We start from the raw sequence: 24,309 nt of genomic DNA, 5'->3' as shown, positions 1-24,309 counted from the left end.
TCCTAAGCTGACAAGCTTGCACGTACAAATAATTTTGTGGGACGACTCTCTGACATTCGCAAAAAAAACGGAGAACCGAAGTCCTCCGTTTTACGGAATCGAGCTTAATGCTTTTGACCGAGCAGCGTCTCCGGGTTAACCGGCGTACCGTCTTGACGAACCTCGAAGTGGATGTGGTAACCCATTTCCTTCTCCAGCTCACTGCGGCCGGCCGAAGCGATCACATCGCCCTTCTTCACTTGCGCGTCCTTGGCGACTTTCACGTCGGCCAAGCTTTGGTAGATCGTGACGATGCCATTGCTGTGCGTAATCTCAACCAGTTGGCCTACTAGAGGATCGGTCTCGACTCGCGTTACTTTCCCTCCGGCGGCAGCCGCCACTTCAAACGTCTTGTCGTCATCCCGGCCCAAGTCGATGCCCATATGCGGAGTCAGGGTGTCGCCATACTCGATCATCGCGGCTTGTCTCACTTCATTCGAAGCTTTGCTGTCGAAGAAGTTCATCAGCACATCGACGTCACCGACACTTTTAACCGGCCATTGCAGTGTTTCGGCAGTTGCGCCTACCGCGACGGCATCCGGATTTTTGGACGCATCGGGCTGGGTCTTGCTGACTTCCACTCCTGTGGAATCGGACGTCGGCTGAGTGCCTCCATCCTGGTACACCCACATGAGGGTTAGAATAATTGCCGCGGCTGCCATGTACGTTGCAGGAAATACCCACTTCTTCGCGGTTAACCTTTTCCATGTGGACAGTTTGACCGTCTCGGCTCCGGTATTCGTTTTCGGAGCGCTTTGTTTGACCTGAGTCTCTTTGTTTTGATCACTCATTGGTTATCACCTCATCAACCAGTCTGACCAGATCGATAGGTTTTATACGCAGAGTGATAGATTTTTTCTAGCAATTTCATTTTATCCGTTCAGAAGACTTGAAGCCGCCTGAAGGCCCACGCCTTGATAGTAGTATTGGACAATCGCTTGCGCGTCATAGCCTTGCTGCGCCATGCCGTTCGCGCCCCACTGGCTCATGCCTACTCCGTGGCCGTAGCCGTAAGTCGTAATCTCGATTTCCGCCCCCTTCACCTTCCACGTAAATTGCGAGGATGCGAGACCGAGCTTCTCTCTTACATCGCGGCCGGAAAATTGTTTGCCTGCGATCTGAACGCGCTTAAGCCGATGTCCTTCGGTAGATTCCATGATCCGCATCGCCGAAGTACCGGTCGTCACCGGCAAGGCGGACGGGATCCCGAGCATCTGGAACACCTGTTTCGTCGGCAGCACGACCTTTTGCTCGTATTTCGGCGACAGCTGCTTGTCCCATGGACTCGGCACGCTGCGCAGGTAAGGTATGTACGTCGACCAATAGTCTTCCGAGTTTTCCGTATACCCGTTGCTTGTAGAAAAGAAAGCGGCCAAGATCGGCTGACCCTTATACGTAATAATCTGATCGCGAGTCTCGCCCACCGCTCGATTCAGCTTCTCGATCCGAGCGGCGAACACTTCGGCTCCCCAGGCTGTCTTCATCTCTTCTTCCGACAAATAGGCTTGATGCTCCACCGTATCGGTCACCAGAGCGCCGGATACTGGGACGTTGCTGACATCCTGTTCGACCAGCCGCTTAACGATGTAAGTCCGAGCGGCCATCGCTTGCGCCTTGAGCGCCTCGAGCTCGAATTCCGCCGGCATCTCCGCCGCCAGCACGTTTCGCACGTATACCTCGAGCGGCACTTGATCGATACGATGAGACGTCGTCCGGTATACCGGAATCGTCACCGGCTTCGCCATTTCGCCTTGTGCGCCATTTCCCTGCACGAACGGCTGCCCGAGGAAACCGGATTCTCTCGGCTGACTCGGCGAACGATCTACTAGAAGCACCGGGATAAAAATAGATACGATAAGCAGCGCCCCCAGGCCGATCAAGCCCCAGGGAGCCGACGATTTCTGCAACCGCGCCACCAATTTGTTCATCGGATTCTCCTTCTCCTTCATCATCTCGTTGTCGCTGCCTGGACTTTATCAGTTTATGAGAGCGAAGGAGTTGCTAGAACCGAAGTTGGAAGAGGGATGTGTTTCATTGCCGCTAGTCTTCTAGGTTAGTAAATGTACAAAAAAGCCCGCCGCCATGCTCTTACCTGCATAGCGTCGGACTTTTCGTTCTGGTTAGGCCCAGCTCGGCTGGGGCTGGATCGTGAACAGCGGCAGCTCGGCCGCTTCTTTGTCTTCCCGGACCGATTGCTCCGCCTTCTCGCTGTCGTAACGGCGAATGTCGGCGCCCAAGCTCTGCAGCTTGCGCGCGATGTCGACATAGCCGCGGTCGATATGATGCACGCCGGAAATTTCCGTCTCTCCGTCCGCCACCAGTGCAGCCAAGATCAGAGCGGCTCCTGCCCGGAGATCGGTCGCACATACTTTTGCGCCCTTCAGCCTCTTGTTGCCGCTGACGATCGCCGTCCGGCCGTCTACGTGAATGTGGGCCTGCATGCGCTTGAACTGATCGACATGCATAAACCGATTCTCGAACACGGTCTCCGTGATAAGGCTCGTGCCGTCCGAGACGAGCAGGAGCGCCATCATCTGAGACTGCATGTCGGTCGGGAAACCCGGATACGGCAACGTCTTGACGTCCACCGCACGCAGCGATCCGTCCGCCCGTACCGTTATGCCGTTCTCGTCCTCAATGATCGTAACGCCCATCTCCTGGAGCTTGGAGATAACAGGCCGCAGGTGGTCGCCGATAGCGCCTTCGATGTACACCTGGCTGCCGGAAATAGCGGCTGCAATCATGTACGTGCCGGCTTCGATGCGATCCGGAATGACCGTATGTACGACACCCCTCAGCTTCTCTACGCCTTCAATGCGAATCATACCCGTTCCCGCTCCGCGAATCCGTGCGCCCATTGCATTCAAGTAATTGGCCAGATCGACGATTTCCGGCTCACACGCCGCATTCTCGATCGTGGTCGTGCCTTCCGCCAATGTAGCGGCCATCATGATGTTCTCCGTCGCACCGACGCTGGCTACGTCCAGGTATACCTTCGCCCCTTGCAGCCGGCCGCGCACCCGCGCCTCGATATAGCCTTGCCCCAGGTCGATCTCAGCGCCAAGCGCTTCGAAGCCCTTCAGATGCTGATCGATCGGACGCGTGCCGATCGCGCAGCCGCCGGGCAGAGCGATTCTGGCATAGCCTTTGCGCGCCAATAGCGGCCCCATCACCAGAAACGACGCCCGCATTTTTCGTATTTGTTCGTAAGGGGCTTCACAAGCGATAATCCGCTCTGCATCCACACGCAGCACTTCATCTTTGTAAGCGATTTGGACGCCCAAGCTCCGTAATACTTCACTGATCGTCATAACGTCGTCAAGCGGAGGTGCATCTTGGATGACGCTTTCTCCCTCCGACCCTAATAATGAGGCGGCGATTATAGGCAGTACGGCGTTTTTCGCACCGCTCACCCGAACGTGCCCAGCTAATCGCTTGCCCCCGCGGACGATAATTTTGCTCATCTTGATCCCCTCCGCGAGCCTGAAAGTGTACTTGTTCCAAAAGCCCATCGTCCAGTTTAGCATCGGCCCCGGGGCGGAACAACTGTAAATGGATTCCTGCTTGCACATCTGCCGTATACAGTCTTCGCAGGCCATCGTCCGTTTGGCACGGTAGCCTGAAAAGATTTTATGGCTCTACTACCAGTGTTGACAACAAAAAAGGATGTTATTCGACAACGCTCGTCAAGGCCCGCCATTCCTCAGAACAGGCCTTGGAGCAATTGGGTCCAATTGAAATAATCGATTATAAACCGAGCGACTTGATACCCGAGCGCAATGGAAAGCAACACTTGGAGCACTTTGGCGGGAGCGCTCCTCGGATTACGCACGAACAGATCGAAGCGAAACTGCTGAAGCGCCCACCACGAGCCGAATATCGCGATCAGCACGATGCATATATACGCAAGACCGGACAGGGCAAGCGAATTTTGCACTTCATCCATCGGAGTCATCCGTACTGCCCTCCTCCTGTCTAATTAGCGATGACGCGGGCCAGAAGCGTAGCGAATTCCGCCCGGGTTGATAGAGTCTCCGGCCGGAACGATCCGTCTTCGTACCCGGTGATCCAGCCCTCCATCTTCATCTGCTTCAGTATAGGCGTCGCCCAATAATTATCGTCCACATCGCTGAACGGCATATTCCCCCGCTGCTTGCCGACAATCCCTAGCGCATTCGCGAGCAGCACGGTCATTTCAACTCGATTAAGCGGCCGGTCCGGTTGAAACGTTCCGTCCGGATAGCCGCTCGTCAATCCCGCTTGGGCCGCTAGCGAAACGGCGTTATAGGCCCAATGGGCCGGCAGTAAATCCGGATAGCTTATGGATTTCTGCTTCGTATAGCCGAATGTACGAACCAAGGTGGCGACGGCCTCCGCTCGAGTAATCGACTGCTCGGGGTAGAAGGCGAAGTCGCCATACCCCTGGAAGATCATACGCCGGGTCAGGTCGACAATCGAGGCTTCCGCCCAATGCCCGCTGATATCGGTATAGCCTTCGACAAGCCGATCCACTTGAGCTTCCAGCCGGTACATCTGGCTTCTGAAATTCGCATCCGAGGTGAGTCGGACGAAATACGTGCCTGGGATAACGCGCTGAACGATCTCCATCGACGATACCCCGAGAGCGTTCTCTCGGTTCGTGATTTCGGATAACGCTCCTGAGTATAGCTCCATCCTGATCCTGCGGTCGGTCGGAATTTGACTCAAGCCCAGTCGTAACAAGCTCTCTTCTGCGATGCTGATCCGGAACCAGTCGATATCGGGCAAGCCGTCGCTCCGGTCCAAGACGCCCTCCAACGGATAACGGTTGCCGAGCGAGGACGCTTGAAACGATTTGTCGTTCGGCTCGTTCGGATCCAGCAGCTTCGCCTCGATCCGCAGGTCGACGGTATAGGTGCCTGCAAGCGCCCTCGGTGATGTTTTGTCGACGGCAAAATAATACGTCCCGGGAAACGCCTCGAACCGATATTCCTCCGGTTCTCCGTCTCCGTTGGAGTCAATCGTCGTGATGGACTCTCCGCGCTTCTGCACCTTGAGCACCAAGTCAATGCGTTTCGTATCGACCGAGACACGGAGCGACATCGTCCCGGATTGCGTCATCGTCACGGTAAACCAATCCTCGTCGCCATCATGATCGAACGTTCCGCTGATCGTCTGGCTGCGAGGCGCGAGGCGGAACGCCTTGAACGATCGGTCGTTATCCTCAAACGCATCGGGGCCGATTCGGAACGTGTTCGTGAACCGATACTTCCAGCGGGAGGCCGCGCTATTATTCGTTTGCTGCAGCGCGAACCAGTGAGTCCCCCGTTGAACCTGTAGCTCCAGCATACTCGAGCTGTCGGCGGCGAAAATGTCCGGCGTCGTCTGATTCGGTCCCAGATGGAGCAGTTGGGTGCCTGCAGGCGCAGGCAACTCGGAGCGAACGTCTAGCTTGATCGTTCCGTCATAGGGGATATGGAGCGTAAACCAATCCACATCGCGCCCTCCCCTCAGCTCCCCCATCACCATCTGGTTCAACGGAAACGGCTTGGCTGCCGCCACCGTATCGTTCGGTTCGTACATGTCCTCGACATAGAGCTGATTCACCGCGCGATCCACACGCAGGAGCCCATATCCCGTATGGTTGTCCCATCCCGGCTCCGCTACATCCTGTGCCGTCTGGCGAAGCAAATTGCGCAGCTCATGCACCTTCATGCCAGGATTGCGGCTCCAGGCGAGGGCAGCGGCGGCCGCCACTTGCGGGGCTGCCATCGAGCTGCCCTCATTGTATACATACTTGCCACCTGGTGCCGTTGTATAAACCGACCAAGCGGCGACAAGATCGACTTCGTTGCCATAATTCGACCGGTATTCAACCAGATTATCCGTGCGCAGCCCGCCAACCCCCAGTACGGTCGGATAAGCGGCGGGATATCGCACATGCTCGCCTTCGTCGTTGCCTGTGGCGGCTACGAGCAACACGTCCTTCTTTTCCGCATAATCAACGATTTCTTCCAGATACGGGTCGTTGCGCAGCAGGCCGACCGACAGCACGACAATTTTTGCCCCATGGTCCACGGCATAGCGAATGCCTTCGCCCAGCTTGTCCTCGTCGCCGACCCCTTTTGCCCCGAGCGCCTTGATCGGCATAATCCGAGCTTTCCACAACACGCCGCTGATTCCTTTATTATTATTGCCCACGGCCCCGAGTACTCCTGCTACGCTCGTTCCATGTCCATTGTCGTCTTGCGGAGGTGCGTTGCGCTGAATCAAATTAATGCCGGGGACGAGATTGTCTTTGAGATCCGGGTGATCCAGATCGACCCCTGTATCGACCAATGCAATAATGAGCGACTCGTTACCGACGGATACCGCCCATGCTTCTTCGGCGTGAATTTGCTCCAGATACTTTTGGCGACTCACGAAAGGGTCGTTCGGCTTCACCGCGGACAGCCGCACCGTCTGATTCGTCGTCATATAGTCGACGCCTTCAGCATGCCTCCAATGCTCACGCCATTCGAACGCATCAACTCCCTCTCCGGGCCCTGCCACCCATATGCCGGTCTCCGGATTATGGCTCACAATATGGCTTGTTCGCAGGAAGGCTTCGGGAGGCGCCCCTGACCATTTCATCAGCCAGGTCGAATTGGAGAGGTCATCGGCTTGTACGAGTTGGGGTGCGGCGAGGGGAGGGGCAGGCGGCAATAAGCCCGTCGCTAGCAGAACTACCAGAGCCAGCAACAGGACCCACCGGAATTTTGCAGGATCTATCATAGGAATGAATTTCCTTTGTAACGTTATGACATAGAAAAGAATGAATGGCTGTAGCGATCCCTTCTATTGTAACAAAGAACCCCCTCAAAGTCTCGGTTTCTCCGGATAAATAAAATGTTACATCTTTCGACGCAAACGCAAAGAAGCTCCCTCGCCCCGGAAGGGCAAGAGAGCTTCGGACCATCCCGTTTACCGGATGAAAAAGTCGTTGGACAAGCTGACGATCGACTCGATCCAACGCAGTACGTACCCCGGGAATATCCCCATCGCTACCGTAGCGGCGGCACAGATCCAGACTGTGATCTGCTGCGGAAGCGTGCACTGGAATTCCGACTCGGTGTATGTCGAGCGCATGAACATTTGGCGGATGATCCCGAAATAATAGTAGAACGAAATGACGCTCGTTCCGATCAGGATCGCCGCCAGCCAGTAATCATGGACCTGCAGCGTACCGAGCAAGATGTAGAGCTTCCCGAAGAAGCCTCCAGTAATCGGCAACCCTGCCAAGGACAAGATCAGAATGACAGCTGCAACCGCCGTGCCAGGAGCTCGATAATACAGACCGGCAAACGCGGAAATCTCTTCGTTCTTGGTCGAGTTGCTCACCATCATGAAGATCGCGATGATCCCGATGTTCATGAACAGATAAGCGATCAGGTAGAAGAAAAACTCCGAGAAATTCGAGTAGTGCACAATGTCATACCCTGTCGAGATCGGCACCAGCAAGTAACCGGCATTCGCGACCCCCGAGTAAGCCAACAACCGTTTGAGGCTGACCTGTCTCAGAGCAACCGCGTTCCCTACAATCATGGCGATGGCCGCCAGGACGGCGACTGCCAGGAAAATATCCTCGTGGATATCGGACTGCAGGAAGCTGCCAAGCGCGAAAACGCTGTATAACACACGGAAGGCCAAAGCGAACGCCGCCGCCTTCGAGACGACCGCCAGGAAGGCGGTGACCGGTGTAGGCGCTCCTTCGTATACATCAGGCGCCCACATGTGGAACGGAGCGGCCGCGATCTTGAAGCCGAAGCCCGCCAGCAGCAGGAAGAACGCCAGGTAAATGATCGGCTCAAAGGTGGCATAATCGCCCGAGATCGCTATGTTGATCTCCGAGATGTTGGTCGAGCCGGTAATCCCGTACAAGAACGACATCCCGTACAGGATGATTGCGGACGAGATGCCACCGAGCACGACATACTTGAACGCACTTTCATTCGAGGCGAGGTGTTTCTTGCGCATCCCCACCATGATGTATGAGGTGATGCTCAACAGCTCGAGGCCGACGAACAAGGTGATCAAGTCGCCCGAGGACGCCATCACCATAGCTCCCACTACTGCCGGCAGGAACAAGTAGTAAAACTCGCCCTTATGCTGAATGTCCTCGTCCTTGACGGAGCCAAGGCTCATCAGAACGATAAGAGCCGTGCCGGTCAGCAGCAGCAGCTTGAACAGGTTCGCGAAGTCGTCGATGCGGAAGCTCTCGCCCAACAGGCGAACCGGCTCCAGCGATGTCAGCAGGCCGGTGGCTTCGTCTATCGGATTCAGCTCGCGAATATCGAGCGCCACGAACAAAGCGGAAATTGCAATTCCGACCAGCGAGAGCCAGCCTACGAAATTACGATTCACCCGGCTGGGTAAGAACAAATCAAGCAAGGACAACACGATCGCCGTAATGACCAGTGTGAGCTCCGGGGCCAAGTGAGCCAAATCGGAGACTTGTAAACGTTGCAGCTCCTCCATCGCTCTCTAACCCCCTACCTTCACAATACTTTGAATCCATTGATCGAAGCCGCTCACCGTATAGTGCACGGTCTGGCTTAGCACCGCCGGATACACACCGAGCAAGATGATGAACGCAGCCAGCGCGATCATCGGCACCGCCTCGATGAGGCGAGCATCCTTGAAGGAGCGGAATGCTTCCGGCATCGGGCCGTAGCTTACTTTCAGAATACCTCGCAGCACGTATACCGCTGTAAAGACAACACCTAGTGTACCCACAATCGTGATGGCCGGCATGGTGTCGAACAGCCCCAGGAAGGAGAGCAGCTCGCTCATGAAGCCCGACAGCAGCGGGAGTCCGAGCGACGCCATGCCGCCCAGCATCAGAATGCCGCAGATGAACGGCAGCGCCGAAGCTAGACCGCCCAGCTGATCGACTTCGGTCGTCTGCGTCCGCTCGTAGAGGCTGCCTACGATGAGGAACATCAGCGCCGAGATCAGGCCGTGCGAGATGAGCTGGAAGATCGCGCCTTGCATGCCGATCTCGTTGAAGGCGGCGAGTCCAAGAAGCACAATGCCCATATGGCTGATACTCGAGTAAGCCAGAATAAGCTTAAAGTCTTTCTGACGAAACGCGAGAATCGCGCCGTACAAAATATTGACCACGCCTAGAATGGCCAGTCCGACGGCCCACTCCTTCGCTTGCACCGGGAAGAGCAGCACCCCGAATCGGATCAGCCCGTAAGCTCCCATTTTAAGCAAAATGCCGGAGTGGATCATAACGACTGACGGATGCGCCTCCTGATGCACCTTGAGCATCCATGTGTGGAACGGGAAGATCGGCAGCTTGATGCCGAAGGCGATCAGCAGCATGAAGAACAAGGACCATTTCATCGTGTCGCTCATGTAGAACGGGTTGTCCGGGATAATCTCCGCGGTGGCGTTCACGAACGATTCGGGGTCTTGGAACAAGTTCTTGGCAATGACATCTACACTTCCACTGTAGAAGAAAGTCGTGCCGGTATCGGACTGAAGCATCGTGAACCCGGCGGTATTCACAATGATCAGGAAGGCAAGCAGCATGATGGCCGACCCGATCCCGTTGTAGAGCAGGAATTTGTTGGCCGCTTTCTCCCGATTGATATAGCCCCATATTCCGATCAGGAAGAACATCGGGATCAGCGTCAGCTCGAAGTACAGGAAGAAGAGGAACAAGTCACGCGCCATAAACACGCCGAACATGCCTACCTCGAGCATCAAGAACCAGATATAGAACGACTTCCAGCGTTTCTTCAGATGGACCGTAGCCAGCGCCGCCATGGCGGTCACTAGAGCGGTCAGGAACACGAGCGGCAGCGACAGGCCGTCTACAGCCATCGTGTAGTTGAATTCGTAGTAGAACGATTCCAGGGAGCTGATCTCGCCTACTTCTTTATTCAACGGGACTTGGATCCAGTTCACTTCTTCTTTGTATTGCATCTCATCCGTGTCTTGCTTGAAGTCGGCATAGAGCAGTCCGGACAACAGCAGCGGGACGAGCGTAGTCACAATCGCAACCGTCTTCAGCGTACGACCTTTATCCTTGGGAATAAAAAGGAGTACGAGAATGCCGAGCAGCGGAGAGAAGGTGATCATCGACAAAATCGGCCAGTTATCCAGCATATTAGATGAACCTCCTTCCGACAAGCGCCAGCGCTAGTATGAGCAGTCCCAACAAGGTCAACAGACCGTACGTTTGCACTTGCCCGTTCTGAACGCGAGAACCGACTTTGCCAACACCGCCGACAGCGGCGGCCGATAAGCGAACGATTCCGTCTACAATGAATTCATCGAACAAGATAAGCATGGAGCCGAGCGCCTTGAGCGGTTTCACGATAATGGCGGAATACAGTTCGTCCAGATAGTACTTGTTCTGCACGAGCTTATGCAGCCATGGAGCCGGTCCGGATATTATTTCCCTGGAAATACGATTGTTCAGATACATCATATAGCCCAGATAAATGCCCAGCAGTCCGGCAATGGTGGACACGATCATCACGAGTCCCGCCCCTTCGTGCTCGGCCGTCTCGGTCCCGGTCAGCCATTCGCCGAACCAGCCGTTGAACGGCGTCTGGACGAAGCCTGCCCCAAGCGCCAGTATCGCTAGAATAACGAGCGGCACAGTCATAACGGAAGGCGATTCGTGGGCCTCGCTAGTTCCACGCGGTTTGCCCAGGAAGACGAGGAAGAACAGGCGCGCCATGTAGAACGCGGTGAAGAACGCTGCGATAAGACCAATAGCGAACAATCCCCAATGCTCGCCATGATAAGCTTCGTACAAAATGGCGTCCTTCGACCAAAAGCCGGAGAAAGGCGGAATCCCCGACAACGCCAGCGTTCCGATCGCGAACGTCCAAGTCGTAATTTTCATTTTTTTGGCCAGGCCACCCATCTCATGGATGTTCTGCGTATGCACGGCATGAATGATACTACCTGCACCGAGGAACAGCAGCGCTTTGAAGAACGCATGCGTGAACAGGTGGAACATCCCGGCCGTGATCGTAGAGCTGATCCCGAGCGCCAGCATCATGTAGCCGAGCTGGCTGACGGTCGAATAAGCGAGAATGCGCTTGATGTCGTTCTGCGCGACACCGATCGTCGCAGCGAGAATCGCCGTGAACGCACCGACATACGCCACGACATCCATCGCCACGGCCGAAGCCTGGAAGATGTCGAACGTGCGCGCCACTAGGTAAACGCCGGCGGCAACCATCGTAGCGGCGTGGATCAGCGCACTGATCGGCGTCGGGCCTTCCATCGCATCAGGCAACCACGTATGCAGCGGGAACTGACCTGACTTGCCGATGGCCCCGATGAAGATCAGAATCGCGACCCAAGTGACGATATGGTCCGGAATCAGTTGCTCCGACAAAGCGTTGTGGATGCTGGTGAAGTCGAGCGAGTGGCTCGGGATGTACCAGAACAGCAGCAGGATCGCGATCAGCAAGCCGAGGTCGCCGATCCGCGTCATGATGAATGCTTTCTTGGCCGCCGCTCGCGCTTCCGGCTTGTGGTACCAGAACCCGATCAACAGGAACGAGCCGAGACCGACCAACTCCCAGAAGATATACAGCTCCAGCAAATTCTCCGAAATGACGACGCCGAGCATGGCGAAGGTGAACAAGGATACATAGCCGAAGAACACGGTAATCCGGTCGTCTCCGTGCATATAGCCTTTCGAATATACATTGACGAGCAAGCTGACCAAGGACACGATCACCAGCATCAAGGCGTTGAGGTTGTTGATCTCAAAGCCCATCCGGATGGAGACGTCGCCCACCTTAAGCCACTCGAGCGCATTCCACGTGTAGTTGTCCGCCTTGTCCCCCAGCCGTTCGATCCAGACGAGCAGCGAGAGGATGAAGGAAGCCAGCGTCGCGATAATGCCCACGTAGGGACCGAGCTCTCTCCATTGTCTTCCGAACGCCATCAGCACGAGAAACGCGACCAGCGGGAACAACGGGATCAGCCACGCGATTTGTGAGTAGGATTCCATCGGTATTTCCTCCTTAAGACCGGCCTCAGTCGAGACCAAGTCACTTAGAAAGCACTACTTCTTCAACAATGTCATTTCCGTTACGTCGCTGGTACCCTTGTTGCGGTACAGCGCCACGAGAATGGCGATCCCGACGGCCGCTTCCGTGGCGGCTACGGCCATGTTGAACAGCGAGAAAATTTGACCCGTCATCGACGGATTCACACCCATCTTGGAGAACGCGACCAAGTTCAAGTTGACCGCATTGAGCATCAGCTCGATGGACAGCAGCACGACGACTGCGTTTTTCTTGGACAAGGCGCCATAGAGTCCGATACAGAACAGAATGGCCGCCAAGGTCAGGTAGGGCAGTATAGTATTGCTCATGCGCTTAATCCTCCTCCCGCTTCGCAAGCACGATGGCGCCGATGAAGGCGACCGTCAGAAGGACGGACACCAGCTCGAACGGGATGACGTATTGGTTGAACAGCAGCTTGCCGATTTCCAGCGTGTTGTCTGCGACCGGCTCCACATCGCTTGTCGGAAATTCTACCGATTGCACCGCGTAGAAAATGATCCCGAACAAACCCAGCGTCCCCAACACCAGCAGCACCTGATGCGCCATTCGCTTCGGTTCCTCTTCCTCGCCCTTATGCTGCGTCATCATAATCCCGAAGATCATCAGGATCGAGATGGCGCCGGCGTAGACGAGCACCTGCACGAAGGCAAGAAATTCCGCATTCAGCAACACGTATAAGCCTGCGAGGCTTATGAAGGAGGAAGCGATCGCAACAACCATGTGGACGACCTTCGTGAAGCTGATCATGAAGATCGCGCCGCCAATCGCGAACAAGGCAAAAACGAAAAAGACGATATTCGATCCGCTCGAGAAGAAGGCGGCCAAATTATCCAGCATCCTTCTTCGCCCCCTTCGGCGCACCCGGCGTATTTTCTTTCCGCACGTTCGTATTATTCTCGTTCAGCCAGTTCATGTCCTTGAACAGGTCGTCCCGCGTATAGCTGGCCAGCTCGAAGTTGTTAGTCATGACGATTGCTTCCGTCGGACATACTTCCGTACACAAGTCGCATAGAATACAGATTTCGAAGTTGATGTCGTAAGAATCCAAGACGAGCTTCACTTTGCTCTCCGGATCCGGATTTTTCTTCCCGGTCAGCGTGATGCATTCCGTCGGGCAAATCCGGGCGCATTGGTTGCACACGATGCATTTCTCGATATCCAGAAACTGAATGCCGCGGAACCGGTCCGGCAGTTCCAGCGGAGCGTCCGGGTAGGCATACGTCACTTTTTTCTGCGTCATCGTCTTGAAGGTCAAGCCGAGTCCTTTAATTATGCCTTTCATCAGGTATTCACCCCGTTATTCAGTGGTCTCATCGCAGAAACTCCAGCACGATGGCGGTCAAGAAGACGTTGGCCAGCGCGACGGGAAGCAGAACTTTCCAGCCCAGGCCCATCAGTTGGTCCACCCGTACCCGAGGCAGTGTCGCCCGCAACCAGAAGAGGAAGAAGACGAAGAACGAGAATTTCAACAGGAACCAAATAATGCCCGGGATGAAATCCAGGAACGGGAACGGGGCATACCAGCCGCCGAAATACAAAATCGTAACCAAGGCAGAGATCGCGAAAACATACACGTACTCCGCCAGCATGAAGAAGGCGAAACGGAAGCCGCTATACTCGACGTGATAGCCGGCCACGAGCTCGGACTCCGCTTCCGGCAAGTCGAACGGCGTCCGGTTCAGCTCGGAGACGCCCGCGATGACGAAGACGATCAAGCCGACGAGCTGCGGCAGGAAGTTCCAGTCCCAGAACCAGCCTTGCTGTCCTTCGACGATCAACCGCATATTCAGTGTGCCGGACATCAGGATAACCCCGATCACGGAGATGACAAGCGGAATTTCGTAGCTGACCATCTGAGCCGCGGACCGCATGCCGCCGAGCAAAGCGTATTTGTTGTTCGAAGCCCAGCCGCCCAATACAATCCCGATGGTCGAGATGCTGGACAGCGCGGCATAATAGAGCAAGCCCACATTGAGGTCGGCGAAATGCCATGTCGATGTGAAGGGGAATGTAGCCAGTGCCGTAAACGATGGTACGAATGTCAGGATCGGCGCCAGGATGAACAGCTCGCGATCCGCTTGCTTCGGAATGGTATCTTCCTTAATAAGCAGCTTGGCGACGTCCGCTACCGATTGCAGCAACCCGAGCGGTCCCGTCTTCGTCGGGCCATGGCGGAACTGCATCCAGCCGATGAATTTGCGCTCGAAGTAGATCGCGTACGTTACGAAGCCCAATACGAGCAGGAGCATCAGCACCGACACGGACAGCATAATGCCGAAGTTGGCCCAAGTAAGGCTTTCCTCCAGGATGGTCAACATTAGGCGTCCACCTCCCCAAGCACGATGTCAATGCCGCCCAGAATTGTAATCAGGTTCGTCATGGATTGACCGACAAGCAGCTTCGGCAAAATCTGCAAGTTAACGAAAGAAGGTCTTCTGAACTTCAAGCGGTAAGGCTTATCCTTGCCCTTCGAAATGAGGTGGCAGCCGATCTCGCCGCGCGGCGACTCGATCCGCACATACACTTCACCCTCAGGCGCACGCAGTACCCGCGGCACTTTGCCCATAATGTCGCCTTCCGCCGGGAATTGCTCCACGGCTTGCTCGAGGATGCGCAGCGATTGATGCATTTCTTCCAACCGGCACAGGTAGCGGTCATAGCAGTCGCCGTTGACGCCAACCGGCACGTCGAAATCGAACCGATCGTAGATGCCGTATGGCTGATCTTTGCGAAGATCCCACTTCACGCCGGTCGAACGCAGGTTCGCACCGCTCAATCCGTATTGGATCGCGGTAGCCGCATCGTATTGCCCTACGCCCTTGATCCGACGCAGGAAAATTTCGTTGCCGCTCACGAGCGTGTTGTAGTCCTTCAGCTGTTTGCGCATATACGGCACGAACTCCCGCACCTTCTGAATCCACCCTTCCGGTGCATCCCATTTCACGCCGCCTACGCGCATGTAGTTGTATGTAAGGCGAGCGCCGCAAAGCTCATTGAACAAATTGATGATGACTTCACGGTCTTTAAACGCAAACAGGAACGGACTCATTGCCCCGATGTCGAGCAAATACGTGCCCCACCATACCATGTGGCTGGCGATCCGCTGCAGCTCCATCACGATGAGGCGCAAATATTGCGCGCGCTCCGGAATTTCCAGCTGCATGATCGTCTCCACCGCATGTACGAGCACGTAGTTGTTCGTCATCGCCGAGACGTAGTCCATTCGGTCGGTATAAGGAATAATTTGCGTGTAGTTCAGGTCCTCCGCCAGCTTCTCCGTGCCCCGGTGCAAGTACCCGATTACAGGGATGGCTTCGATAATTTGCTCGCCGTCCAGCTTGACGATAATCCGGAATACGCCATGCGTACTCGGATGCTGGGGGCCGACGTTCAATAGCAGCTCTTCGGTACGAATCAAAACTTACACCTCCGGATCCAGCGGTACATAGTCTTTGCGCAGCGGATGGCCGACCCAGTCGTCCGGCATCATAATTCTTCTCAAGTCCGGATGGCCCGGGAAATCAATGCCCAGCAGGTCGTACACTTCGCGCTCCTGCCAGTTGGCCGTCGCCCATACCGGGGTCACGGATGGGATGGAAGGCTCGCCGCGGTCCGCCTTCACCTTGAAGCAATAGTCCTGCTTCTTCTCCAGTGAGAGCGCATAGACCTCGACTTCCATATAGGTCTCAAAGTCGGTTCCCGACAAATTTCGCAAATACGACAAACCCAATTCCTCGTTGTCCCTTACAAACTCGGCGGTTTGCGCCCAGTGCTCCGCTCGAATCGTAAGTACCGGCAAATGGCGATCCCGTTCGTTGATAACGGCGCCTTCTACCGCATCCGGGGATACGTTCTCCTTGATCAGTTCTACAATGCGATCCAGCACCGGCTGTTTCGGCGACGGAGCCTTAGGCTCGGACGATTCTTCGGCACCGCCTTCCTTGGCGGCACGGGCAGCGGCTCGAGCGGCGCGCGCCTCAGCGGCCGCTTTCGCCTTCGCTTCTTTCTCCGCATCCTCACTGCCTTCCGCAGCGGCTGGCGCACCCGCAGTCTCAGCAGGAGCAGCGGTCTCCTCTGCAGCACCTTCTGTTCTGGCAGCGCGGGCTGCCGCACGAGCGGCGCGCGCCTCGGCAGCGGCTTTTATCTTGGCTTCCTTTTCCGCATCCACATCCACATCAGTTGAAGCTTCAGGGGCAGCAGCAGGTTCAACCGCTTTCGCTTCGGAATCCCCACCCGAGGGGTTGGAATTGGTTGCCTTTACGTCTTTTTTCTCGGTGGACTCGTCGCTCATCGCTCGATCACCTTCTTCCCAGTCTTCGCTTCATACCGGATTTTCTCTTGCAGCTTGTTGATGCCATAGATGAGCGCGGCCGGGTTCGGCGGGCAGCCCGGGATGTAGACATCGACCGGGACGATCTGATCGACGCCCTTCACGACGGAATAGGAGCGAATGTACGGTCCCCCTGCGGTCGCACACGACCCCATGGCGATGACCCATTTCGGCTCCGGCATTTGGTCATACAAGCGGCGCAGCAGCGGCGCCATCTTCTTCGTCACCGTGCCGGACACGATCATAACGTCGGATTGCCGAGGCGAAGTCCGGAACATGACGCCGAAGCGGTCCAAGTCATAGTGAGCGGCGCCGGTGCCCATCATCTCGATGGCGCAGCAAGCCAAGCCGAATGTGAGCGGCCATAACGAGCTGCTGCGAATCCAGCCCTTCAAGTCCTCCAGCGAGGTGGTGAATACGTTGCGTTCCAGCTCTTGTTTCTCGCTAAGCGAGATCGATTCTAGAGAGAAGTCCATTGCAGCACCTTCTTTTTCCAAGCGTAGATTAGCCCGACGACGAGCAGGAGCACGAAGATCAACATCTCCACGAGTGCAAATAACCCCAGATGGTTGTAGGCAACCGCCCAAGGGTACATAAACACGGTCTCCACGTCGAAAATGACGAACATCAGCGCAAACAAATAATAGCGGATGTTGAATCGGACATGGCTCGTGCCGACCGGTTCGTTCCCGCTCTCATATGTTGTCTGTTTCTCTTCCGTCGGCTTATGCGGTCTGAGCAGCCGTCCGAACGTTAGAGCGGCAATAGGCAGGAAAATGCCCAATGCAAGAAAGATGGCAACAAAGACATAATTGTTTGTGTACAGCGCCATACCATCGCCTCCGGCACACCAGTTTGGTGAAACGTTTTCAACAATTCGATCTTATCACCGGCTATTCAATTTTCCTTATGAATTGCGCTGGTTTCTCTAATAAACACCCACACAATTATACCAAAAGGACCCATAAACGTCTACGCACATTGGCGGGCATCCGCGTCCTTAATTCGTCCTTCCTCCGTTATTCATTTACCACATTGACGCAGATCATACAAAACGATCCGTTCACGTCCACAAAAAAAAAGCAAAGGACCGAAATCCTCTGCTTCGTCTGCTACTTCAGCTGCGATACGTGAATCCGATTCATCGCTCTTTGCAAGGAGAGTTCGGCGCGGCGGAAGTCGACTTCGTCTTGCTTGGTGCCGAGGCGCTTCTCCGCGCGCTCTTTAGCAGAGCGGGCACGCTCCAAATCGATATCGCCAGGCAATTCCGCCGATTCAGCCAAAATCACGACCTTATCCTTGCGCACTTCCATGAATCCGCCGTTCACCGCCATCGTTTCGCTAGCATTGCCCTTTTTGATCGTAATCGGAGCAATCTTGAGCGGCGTGACAAGCGGAATATGGTTGGGCAGGATGCCCAATTCGCCGGCGGCGCCTTTGACACTGACCATATCCACATCCTGAGAATAAATGATACGCTCAGGCGTTACTACTTCCAATAAAAAAGTACTCACGCAAATTCCTCCTGAGAGCTTTCGTGAGAAAGCTTCATCGTAAGCCTAACTGCTTCCCGAGACGCGCCTGACGGATGCTCAGACAGACATCGCCCCGGCTCGGCAGGTTTACGGAATTACTTCATGCCTTTTGCTTTTTCCACGGCTTCTTCGATCGTACCTACGAACAAGAAAGCGGCTTCCGGCAGGTCGTCATGTTTGCCTTCGAGAATTTCCTTGAAGCTGCGGACGGTTTCTTTGACCGGCACGTATTGGCCCGGGAAGCCGTTGAACTGCTCGGCCACGTGGAACGCCTGGGACAAGAAACGTTGGATCCGGCGAGCGCGGCCTACGATAATTTTGTCCTCGTCGGACAGTTCGTCCATACCGAGAATCGCGATGATATCTTGAAGCTCTTTGTAGCGCTGAAGAAGCTTCTTCACGCCTTGAGCGACTTGGTAGTGCTCTTCGCCTACGATGTCCGGCTGCAGCAAGCGCGAGCTCGATGCCAGCGGATCTACCGCAGGGTAGATGCCCATCTCGGAAATTTTACGCTCCAGGTTGGTTGTAGCGTCCAAGTGAGCGAACGTTGTAGCCGGAGCCGGGTCGGTGTAATCGTCCGCCGGAACGTAGATCGCTTGGATGGAAGTAACGGAGCCTTTCTTCGTGGACGTAATCCGCTCTTGCAGACCGCCCATCTCGGTGGCCAGCGTCGGCTGGTAACCTACCGCGGAAGGCATCCGGCCAAGCAAGGCCGAAACCTCGGAGCCCGCTTGAGTAAAGCGGAAGATGTTGTCGACGAACAGAAGAACGTCTTTGCCTTCGGTATCACGGAAGTACTCGGCCATCGTCAACCCGGTCAAAGCAACGCGTTGGCGTGCGCCCGGAGGCTCATTCATCTGACCGAACACCATCGCAGTTTTGCTGATAACGCCGGAGTCCTTCATTTCGTGGTACAAGTCGTTGCCTTCACGAGTCCGCTCCCCTACGCCGGCGAATACGGAGATCCCGCCATGCTCTTGAGCGATGTTGTGAATAAGCTCCTGAATCAATACCGTTTTCCCTACGCCCGCACCGCCGAAGAGGCCGATCTTACCGCCCTTCGCGTATGGAGCCAGCAGGTCAACGACCTTAATCCCGGTTTCAAGAATTTCCGCTTGCACGGACAGCTCGTCGAATGCCGGAGCTTGTCTGTGAATCGGGTTCACCTTCTCGGTGGACACATCGCCTGCTTTGTCGATCGGCTCGCCCAAGACGTTAAATACCCGACCCAGTGTTACTTCACCGACCGGTACGCTGATTGGAGCGCCGGTATCGATGACTTCGGTTCCGCGAACGAGACCGTCGGTCGAGGACATCGCTACGCAGCGCGCAACGTTGTCGCCCAAGTGAACGGCTACTTCAGCCGTCAGCTTGATGTGCGGTTCGTTTGCGTTTTGCGGCTTCGATTCAATACGAACCGCATTATAAATTTGAGGCAGGTGACCTTTTTCGAACTCAACGTCGACAACCGGTCCCGTTACCTGCAATACGCGTCCCTTGATCATTTACTTTCCTCCTAATCGTAAGCCTGGAATTACGCCTGAGCGTTCGCTCCGGCGACAATTTCCGAAATCTCCTGCGTAATGGAAGCCTGACGCGCCCGGTTGTACACGAGGGTGAGACGGGAGATCATCTCCGTCGCATTGCGTGTAGCGTTGCCCATGGCCGTCATTCTGGCGCCGAACTCGCTCGCCTTGCCTTCCAGTAGCGCACTGAAAATGACTGTTTCCGCATACTTCGGCAGCAACACATCCAATACTTCCTCCGGAGAAGGCTCGTATTCGTAGTTCGCTGTAGCTTGCGGCTTGTTGGATACACCCGACATCTCAAGAGGCAGCAATCGGTTGAGCACCGGCTCTTGGGAAATCGCGTTGTGGAACTTATTGTAAACGACGAACAGCTCGTCGTAAGCGCCGGCCGAGTAGTTGCTGACCGCCTTGGAGGCGAGCTCCTTGATGTCAGCGAATCGAGGCGTATCGGACAGACCCGTTACTTCATCGAGAACCGGCATGTTGCGTTTCTTGAAGAAATCCCGTCCTTTACGGCCTACGACCATCAACACGTACTCATTGCTGGACTTGTGCTTCTCGCGAATCGTCAGCATCAGCTTCCGAAGCAAGTTGGAGTTGTAACCGCCCGCCAAACCCCTGTCGGATGTGATGACCAAGTACCCGGTCTTCTTGATCTCGCGGGAAACGAGAATCGGGTTCTTGATCCCCTTCGTTCCGGCGGCGATGCTGGACACGACTTCCTTGATCTTCTCCGCGTACGGACGGGCTGCCGTTGCAGCTTCCTGGGAGCGACGCAGCTTCGCGGCCGCTACCATCTCCATCGCTTTGGTGATCTGCTTCGTATTCTGAACGGTCTTGATTTGGCGTTTAATATCGCGCATTCCTTTTGCCATGCATTTCACCTCCACAACTTTCCGTAGGAAAGTCTAACTCATACACACAAGCAGGCTCTATTCAGGGCGGCTTGCAGAAAGCGGATGTGGCACACATCCGCTGACCATAGCCGGGTTATATCGATTAAGCCGATGGCGCGAAGCCCTTCTTGAACTTCTGGATCGCGTCCACCAACACTTTCTCGTTGTCAGATGTCAGATCCTTCGTGTCGCGGATGTTCGCATACACTTGCGGGAAGTTAGCATCCACGAAAGCGAGGAACTCGCGGTCAAAACGCAGAACGTCTTGAACGGCGATGTCGTCGAGGTGACCGCGAACGACCGTGTAGATGCTCACAACTTGCTTCTCGACCGGCAACGGGTTGTTGTTCGGCTGCTTCAGGATTTCGAGCGTGCGCTGACCGCGGTTCAAGCGGGCAAGCGTGCTCTTGTCCAAGTCGGAACCGAACTGGGCGAATGCCGCAAGCTCGCGGTATTGCGCCAAGTCCAGCTTCAGGGAGCCGGCAACGCGCTTCATGGCCTTGATCTGTGCGGAACCGCCTACGCGGGATACGGAGATACCGACGTTGATCGCTGGACGTTGGCCGGCGTTGAACAAGTCGGACTCCAGGAAGATCTGACCGTCCGTAATCGAAATTACGTTCGTCGGGATGTATGCCGATACGTCGGATGCTTGCGTCTCGATGAACGGCAGGGCAGTCAAGGAACCGCCGCCCAGTTCGTCGTTCAGCTTCGCAGCGCGCTCGAGCAAACGGGAGTGCAAGTAGAAGACGTCGCCCGGGTAAGCTTCGCGGCCCGGAGGACGACGGAGGAGCAAGGAAAGCTCGCGGTATGCGGCAGCTTGCTTGGACAAGTCATCATAGATGATCAGGGCGTGCTTGCCGCCGTACATGAAGAATTCACCCATAGCTGCGCCGGCATAAGGAGCCAAGAACAGCAACGGAGAAGGCTCGGAAGCGCCTGCGGTAACCACGATGGTGTAATCGAGGGCGCCGTTGCGGCGAAGAGTTTCCACAACGTTGGCAACCGTGGATTGCTTCTGACCGATAGCAACGTAGATACAAACCACGCCGTTGCCTTTTTGGTTGATGATCGTGTCGAGGGCGATCGAGGTTTTACCCGTTTGACGGTCGCCGATGATAAGCTCGCGTTGACCGCGGCCGATCGGTACCATTGCGTCGATCGCTTTGATGCCGGTTTGCATAGGCTCATGAACCGATTTCCGGTCGATAACGCCTGGTGCGTTGGCTTCTACCGGACGGAATTCCGTCGTGTTGATCGGCCCTTTGCCGTCAACCGGCATACCGAGCGCGTTCACTACGCGGCCCAGCATAGCTTCGCCAACCGGTACTTCCATAATGCGGCCGGTCCGCTTCACTTGGTCGCCTTCACGGATATCCGTGTAAGGGCCCAAGATAACGATACCAACATTGTCTTCTTCGAGGTTCAGCGCCATCCCTACGACGCCGTTCGCGAACTCGAGCAATTCGCCGGCCATAACGTTTTCCAGACCGTGAGCACGGGCAATCCCGTCACCCACCTGAATTACGGTACCTACATCAACGACTTGAATGTCGGATTGGTATTGTTCGATCTGCTTTTTAATCAGCGTGCTGATTTCTTCAGGTCTGATACTCAACGAATTTCACCCCTAACTAATTTCTTCGCACTCTATGCGTGTGCTTCCAGAAGCACGTTCACGTTATGCCTGCTGCAACAAGGACTGCTGCAAACGCTGGAGCTTGCCGGACAAGCTGCCGTCGTACAGACGGTCGCCGATGCGAACTTGGATGCCGCCGATCAGGCTGCGGTTCACAACGTTCTCAACGCGAATCTTCTTGCCGGTCAGTTGGCTGAAGCGTTGTGCGATTTGTTGCGATTCTTCGGCCGTTAGCGGATACGCGCTAGTCACGATGGCATTGGCTTGACCCAACGACTCGTTGGCCACTTTCACATAGCTATCTACAAGATCCGACAGGACGGATTCTCTTCTTCGCTCCACAAGCAGCTGCAGCGTGTTCAACACAGCGGCGGACACTTTACCCTCAAACGCTTGCTTCAGCAAGCCCAGCTTGTCGGAGGAGGAAATGTTCGGATGCTCGAGCAGTTTCCCGTAGTCGGCGTTCTCGCGAATCACTTGCAGGATTCCCTTGAGCTCTTCCTCAACCTGCGCCACGCTGTTCTGCTGCAAGGCCACTTCGAAAAGCGCCTTCGCATAACGTTTGGCTACGATCGTTTCCCTGCTCATACATTGCCCCCTACCTGTTTCAGGTACTGGTCAATCAGCTCTTGCTGGGACTTCTCGTCCACTTGCTTATCGATAATCTTCGATGCGATGAGAACGGACATGGCGCTAACTTGGCTGCGCAGAGATGCAATGGCCTTGTTCTTCTCGTTCTCGATGTCTTTCAAAGCTTCATTCTTGATGCGGTTTGCTTCTTCCTTAGCTTGCGCCAAGATTTCGTCCGCCTGACGTACGCTTGTTACTTTGGCTTGCTCGATCAAGTCGTAAGCGTCCTTGCGAGCCGCTTGAATCGCTTGCTTCTGCTCGGCCAACAGTTTCTCGGAATCGGCGCGGTTCTTCTCCGCGGTCGAGATTTGATCGGCGATCAACGACTGGCGCTTCTCCATAATCCCGAACAAAGGTCCGAACGCGAATTTTTTAAGCAGCCACAACAATATAAGGAACGCTACTAGCGAATATACAGTCGATGTCCATATAAATGTCAACTCGGGTCACTCCCTTCTGAGCGGTTTCTACCTCATGTAAATGCCATACCCGTTAACCCGCGGCGGCAAAATGAAGGCGCGGAAGCCGCAGCCTTCCCCGCCACACAGGTTATTACAGAACGAACGTGTAAAGCAAGGCGAATACGAGGGAGATAACCGGCAAGGCTTCTACGAGACCGATACCGATAAACATCGTTGTTTGCAATGTACCGCGAAGCTCCGGTTGACGGGAAATCCCTTCCAGTGCGCGACCTACGATCAAACCGTTACCGATACCTGCGCCCAGTGCGCCCAGACCAATTGCAATTGCTGCTGCAAGAAACTGCATTTCCATTTTAAAGTTCCTCCTCGGAATAATAAGTTGTTTAGTTTTGGATATTGCTATATGAGCCTATCGCTATGCGACAAGTCAAAGCCGTTCTTAGTGACTGCTCTCTTCGTGATGCAGATTCTGCGAGATATAGACCATCGTCAGAATCGTAAAGACGAACGCTTGGATAGCACCGACGAAAATACTGAAGCCTTGCCAGATGATGAGCGGCGCCGTACTTGCGAATGTGGTTAAAAGGATTACGGAGATCAACACCTCACCGGCGTAAATGTTTCCGAATAGACGAAGACCGAGCGTAAGGAGCTTGGATACTTCCTTAATAATCGTCAACGGAAGGAACGCCCAATGTGGCTCGATGTAGTGGTGCAAATAATGTTTGGTGTTCTTGACCAAGCCCAAGTAGTGGGTCATCACAATTACCATGAGTGCGAGACCCATTGTAACGGATGCGTCAGCCGTAGGCGACTTCCACCAAACTAGTGCGAGATGCTTGTCCTCGTGATGTGCTTTGTCGATGTCGGCTTGGCTGAGAATCTCCATGCCCCAGAACGAGAACGGCTTGTCATGCTCCGTAAAGATCCCGAACGGAAGGCCCAGCATATTGCCGATAAAGATAAACATAATCAGCGTGATGCCAAGCATGAGGAAGGATCTGCCTTTCTTCATGTCCATTGTGCTGGAAATCAGTCCGCTAACGAACTCCACGATCCACTCCAAGAAGTTTTGCATTTTGCCCGGATTGGTAACAGAGAGGCTGCGTGTTCCTAGGATCGCCAGAACGAAGACGATAACGCAGGTCAGGGTAACCATGAAAAGTGTAGTCAAATCAAACTGTATTCCACCAAAATGCGTAATAACGGATTCATGCATGC

The 24,309-nt window shown here is 55.0% G+C and carries 24 protein-coding genes; all 24 read right to left on the bottom strand.

Going from position 1 to position 24,309, the window contains the following annotated elements; all coding sequences use genetic code 11:
- Positions 1-104 precede the first annotated feature (104 nt).
- Entirely contained in the window at positions 105-830 is a 726-nt protein-coding gene (locus tag PKO02S_RS08585; RefSeq protein ID WP_127581138.1) for a M23 family metallopeptidase, read from the bottom strand.
- 81 nt (positions 831-911) lie between these two features.
- The gene (gene spoIID, locus PKO02S_RS08580; protein WP_246066883.1) at positions 912-1,967 is read right to left on the bottom strand and encodes a stage II sporulation protein D; all 1,056 of its coding nucleotides are present in this window, start codon (positions 1,965-1,967) and stop codon (positions 912-914) included.
- A 192-nt stretch (positions 1,968-2,159) separates the two neighbouring features.
- Positions 2,160-3,503: a UDP-N-acetylglucosamine 1-carboxyvinyltransferase gene (gene murA, locus PKO02S_RS08575; RefSeq protein WP_127581135.1), complete on the bottom strand. Its 1,344-nt coding sequence runs from the start codon at positions 3,501-3,503 to the stop codon at positions 2,160-2,162.
- A 239-nt stretch (positions 3,504-3,742) separates the two neighbouring features.
- Entirely contained in the window at positions 3,743-3,994 is a 252-nt protein-coding gene (locus PKO02S_RS08570; RefSeq protein ID WP_127581132.1) for a DUF1146 family protein, read from the bottom strand.
- Between the two features lie 20 nt (positions 3,995-4,014).
- Positions 4,015-6,792 (bottom strand): S8 family serine peptidase, encoded by a 2,778-nt coding sequence (locus PKO02S_RS08565; RefSeq protein ID WP_246066882.1) that lies wholly within the window; start codon positions 6,790-6,792, stop codon positions 4,015-4,017.
- A 189-nt stretch (positions 6,793-6,981) separates the two neighbouring features.
- Positions 6,982-8,535, bottom strand: a complete 1,554-nt coding sequence (locus PKO02S_RS08560) for an NADH-quinone oxidoreductase subunit N (protein ID WP_127581130.1) — start codon at positions 8,533-8,535, stop codon at positions 6,982-6,984.
- A gap of 6 nt (positions 8,536-8,541) precedes the next feature.
- Positions 8,542-10,176: a complex I subunit 4 family protein gene (locus PKO02S_RS08555; RefSeq protein ID WP_127581127.1), complete on the bottom strand. Its 1,635-nt coding sequence runs from the start codon at positions 10,174-10,176 to the stop codon at positions 8,542-8,544.
- A gap of 1 nt (position 10,177) precedes the next feature.
- Positions 10,178-12,049 carry an NADH-quinone oxidoreductase subunit L gene (gene nuoL / locus PKO02S_RS08550; protein WP_127581124.1) on the bottom strand — a complete coding sequence of 624 codons (1,872 nt, stop codon included), beginning with the start codon at positions 12,047-12,049 and terminating at the stop codon, positions 10,178-10,180.
- 54 nt (positions 12,050-12,103) lie between these two features.
- Complete coding sequence (nuoK, locus tag PKO02S_RS08545) at positions 12,104-12,415, bottom strand: NADH-quinone oxidoreductase subunit NuoK (RefSeq protein ID WP_127581121.1); 312 nt, start codon at positions 12,413-12,415, stop codon at positions 12,104-12,106.
- Between the two features lie 4 nt (positions 12,416-12,419).
- Positions 12,420-12,944: an NADH-quinone oxidoreductase subunit J gene (locus PKO02S_RS08540; protein WP_127581118.1), complete on the bottom strand. Its 525-nt coding sequence runs from the start codon at positions 12,942-12,944 to the stop codon at positions 12,420-12,422.
- Entirely contained in the window at positions 12,934-13,389 is a 456-nt protein-coding gene (nuoI, locus tag PKO02S_RS08535) for an NADH-quinone oxidoreductase subunit NuoI (protein ID WP_127581116.1), read from the bottom strand. The genes PKO02S_RS08540 and nuoI overlap by 11 nt, the downstream gene beginning before the upstream one ends.
- A gap of 28 nt (positions 13,390-13,417) precedes the next feature.
- Positions 13,418-14,425, bottom strand: coding sequence for an NADH-quinone oxidoreductase subunit NuoH (gene nuoH / locus PKO02S_RS08530; protein ID WP_127581113.1), 1,008 nt, complete (start codon positions 14,423-14,425; stop codon positions 13,418-13,420).
- Positions 14,425-15,525 (bottom strand): NADH-quinone oxidoreductase subunit D, encoded by a 1,101-nt coding sequence (locus PKO02S_RS08525; protein ID WP_127581110.1) that lies wholly within the window; start codon positions 15,523-15,525, stop codon positions 14,425-14,427. The genes nuoH and PKO02S_RS08525 overlap by 1 nt, the downstream gene beginning before the upstream one ends.
- Before the next feature lie 3 nt (positions 15,526-15,528).
- On the bottom strand, positions 15,529-16,398 hold the full coding sequence (locus tag PKO02S_RS08520) for an NADH-quinone oxidoreductase subunit C (RefSeq protein WP_127581107.1): 870 nt from the start codon (positions 16,396-16,398) through the stop codon (positions 15,529-15,531).
- Positions 16,395-16,913: a NuoB/complex I 20 kDa subunit family protein gene (locus PKO02S_RS08515; protein ID WP_127581104.1), complete on the bottom strand. Its 519-nt coding sequence runs from the start codon at positions 16,911-16,913 to the stop codon at positions 16,395-16,397. The genes PKO02S_RS08520 and PKO02S_RS08515 overlap by 4 nt, the downstream gene beginning before the upstream one ends.
- Positions 16,898-17,263 (bottom strand): NADH-quinone oxidoreductase subunit A, encoded by a 366-nt coding sequence (locus tag PKO02S_RS08510; protein WP_127581233.1) that lies wholly within the window; start codon positions 17,261-17,263, stop codon positions 16,898-16,900. Before PKO02S_RS08510 ends, PKO02S_RS08515 begins: the two co-directional genes overlap by 16 nt.
- 286 nt (positions 17,264-17,549) lie before the next feature.
- Positions 17,550-17,951, bottom strand: coding sequence for a F0F1 ATP synthase subunit epsilon (locus PKO02S_RS08505; RefSeq protein ID WP_127581101.1), 402 nt, complete (start codon positions 17,949-17,951; stop codon positions 17,550-17,552).
- Between the two features lie 116 nt (positions 17,952-18,067).
- The gene (gene atpD / locus PKO02S_RS08500; RefSeq protein WP_127581098.1) at positions 18,068-19,477 is read right to left on the bottom strand and encodes a F0F1 ATP synthase subunit beta; all 1,410 of its coding nucleotides are present in this window, start codon (positions 19,475-19,477) and stop codon (positions 18,068-18,070) included.
- Positions 19,478-19,506: 29 nt separating this feature from the next.
- Positions 19,507-20,376: an ATP synthase F1 subunit gamma gene (gene atpG, locus PKO02S_RS08495; protein ID WP_127581095.1), complete on the bottom strand. Its 870-nt coding sequence runs from the start codon at positions 20,374-20,376 to the stop codon at positions 19,507-19,509.
- A 124-nt stretch (positions 20,377-20,500) separates the two neighbouring features.
- Complete coding sequence (gene atpA, locus PKO02S_RS08490) at positions 20,501-22,015, bottom strand: F0F1 ATP synthase subunit alpha (RefSeq protein WP_127581092.1); 1,515 nt, start codon at positions 22,013-22,015, stop codon at positions 20,501-20,503.
- 63 nt (positions 22,016-22,078) lie between these two features.
- The gene (locus PKO02S_RS08485) at positions 22,079-22,624 is read right to left on the bottom strand and encodes a F0F1 ATP synthase subunit delta (RefSeq protein WP_127581089.1); all 546 of its coding nucleotides are present in this window, start codon (positions 22,622-22,624) and stop codon (positions 22,079-22,081) included.
- Positions 22,621-23,106 carry a F0F1 ATP synthase subunit B gene (gene atpF, locus PKO02S_RS08480; protein ID WP_127581085.1) on the bottom strand — a complete coding sequence of 162 codons (486 nt, stop codon included), beginning with the start codon at positions 23,104-23,106 and terminating at the stop codon, positions 22,621-22,623. Before atpF ends, PKO02S_RS08485 begins: the two co-directional genes overlap by 4 nt.
- Positions 23,107-23,218: 112 nt before the next feature.
- Positions 23,219-23,440 (bottom strand): F0F1 ATP synthase subunit C, encoded by a 222-nt coding sequence (gene atpE / locus PKO02S_RS08475; RefSeq protein ID WP_127581082.1) that lies wholly within the window; start codon positions 23,438-23,440, stop codon positions 23,219-23,221.
- An 87-nt stretch (positions 23,441-23,527) separates the two neighbouring features.
- Positions 23,528-24,307 carry a F0F1 ATP synthase subunit A gene (gene atpB / locus PKO02S_RS08470; protein WP_127581078.1) on the bottom strand — a complete coding sequence of 260 codons (780 nt, stop codon included), beginning with the start codon at positions 24,305-24,307 and terminating at the stop codon, positions 23,528-23,530.
- Between the last annotated feature and the right edge of the window lie 2 nt (positions 24,308-24,309).

The organism is Paenibacillus koleovorans NBRC 103111 (genome assembly GCF_004000845.1).
Lineage (GTDB): Bacteria > Bacillota > Bacilli > Paenibacillales > NBRC-103111 > Paenibacillus_AA > Paenibacillus_AA koleovorans.
The sequence above is the reverse complement of the archived record's forward strand: the minus strand, read 5'-3'. Positions and strand labels throughout refer to the sequence as shown.

What these genes read in the sequence shown, in the direction of transcription:
- PKO02S_RS08585 (WP_127581138.1), bottom strand. Translation starts at nt 830, where the DNA reads ATGAGTGATCAAAACAAAGAGACTCAGGTCAAACAAAGCGCTCCGAAA.
- spoIID (WP_246066883.1), bottom strand. Translation starts at nt 1,967, where the DNA reads ATGAACAAATTGGTGGCGCGGTTGCAGAAATCGTCGGCTCCCTGGGGC.
- murA (WP_127581135.1), bottom strand. Translation starts at nt 3,503, where the DNA reads ATGAGCAAAATTATCGTCCGCGGGGGCAAGCGATTAGCTGGGCACGTT.
- PKO02S_RS08570 (WP_127581132.1), bottom strand. Translation starts at nt 3,994, where the DNA reads ATGACTCCGATGGATGAAGTGCAAAATTCGCTTGCCCTGTCCGGTCTT.
- PKO02S_RS08565 (WP_246066882.1), bottom strand. Translation starts at nt 6,792, where the DNA reads ATGATAGATCCTGCAAAATTCCGGTGGGTCCTGTTGCTGGCTCTGGTA.
- PKO02S_RS08560 (WP_127581130.1), bottom strand. Translation starts at nt 8,535, where the DNA reads ATGGAGGAGCTGCAACGTTTACAAGTCTCCGATTTGGCTCACTTGGCC.
- PKO02S_RS08555 (WP_127581127.1), bottom strand. Translation starts at nt 10,176, where the DNA reads ATGCTGGATAACTGGCCGATTTTGTCGATGATCACCTTCTCTCCGCTG.
- nuoL (WP_127581124.1), bottom strand. Translation starts at nt 12,049, where the DNA reads ATGGAATCCTACTCACAAATCGCGTGGCTGATCCCGTTGTTCCCGCTG.
- nuoK (WP_127581121.1), bottom strand. Translation starts at nt 12,415, where the DNA reads ATGAGCAATACTATACTGCCCTACCTGACCTTGGCGGCCATTCTGTTC.
- PKO02S_RS08540 (WP_127581118.1), bottom strand. Translation starts at nt 12,944, where the DNA reads ATGCTGGATAATTTGGCCGCCTTCTTCTCGAGCGGATCGAATATCGTC.
- nuoI (WP_127581116.1), bottom strand. Translation starts at nt 13,389, where the DNA reads ATGAAAGGCATAATTAAAGGACTCGGCTTGACCTTCAAGACGATGACG.
- nuoH (WP_127581113.1), bottom strand. Translation starts at nt 14,425, where the DNA reads ATGTTGACCATCCTGGAGGAAAGCCTTACTTGGGCCAACTTCGGCATT.
- PKO02S_RS08520 (WP_127581107.1), bottom strand. Translation starts at nt 16,398, where the DNA reads ATGAGCGACGAGTCCACCGAGAAAAAAGACGTAAAGGCAACCAATTCC.
- PKO02S_RS08515 (WP_127581104.1), bottom strand. Translation starts at nt 16,913, where the DNA reads ATGGACTTCTCTCTAGAATCGATCTCGCTTAGCGAGAAACAAGAGCTG.
- atpD (WP_127581098.1), bottom strand. Translation starts at nt 19,477, where the DNA reads ATGATCAAGGGACGCGTATTGCAGGTAACGGGACCGGTTGTCGACGTT.
- atpG (WP_127581095.1), bottom strand. Translation starts at nt 20,376, where the DNA reads ATGGCAAAAGGAATGCGCGATATTAAACGCCAAATCAAGACCGTTCAG.
- PKO02S_RS08485 (WP_127581089.1), bottom strand. Translation starts at nt 22,624, where the DNA reads ATGAGCAGGGAAACGATCGTAGCCAAACGTTATGCGAAGGCGCTTTTC.
- atpE (WP_127581082.1), bottom strand. Translation starts at nt 23,440, where the DNA reads ATGGAAATGCAGTTTCTTGCAGCAGCAATTGCAATTGGTCTGGGCGCA.
- atpB (WP_127581078.1), bottom strand. Translation starts at nt 24,307, where the DNA reads ATGCATGAATCCGTTATTACGCATTTTGGTGGAATACAGTTTGATTTG.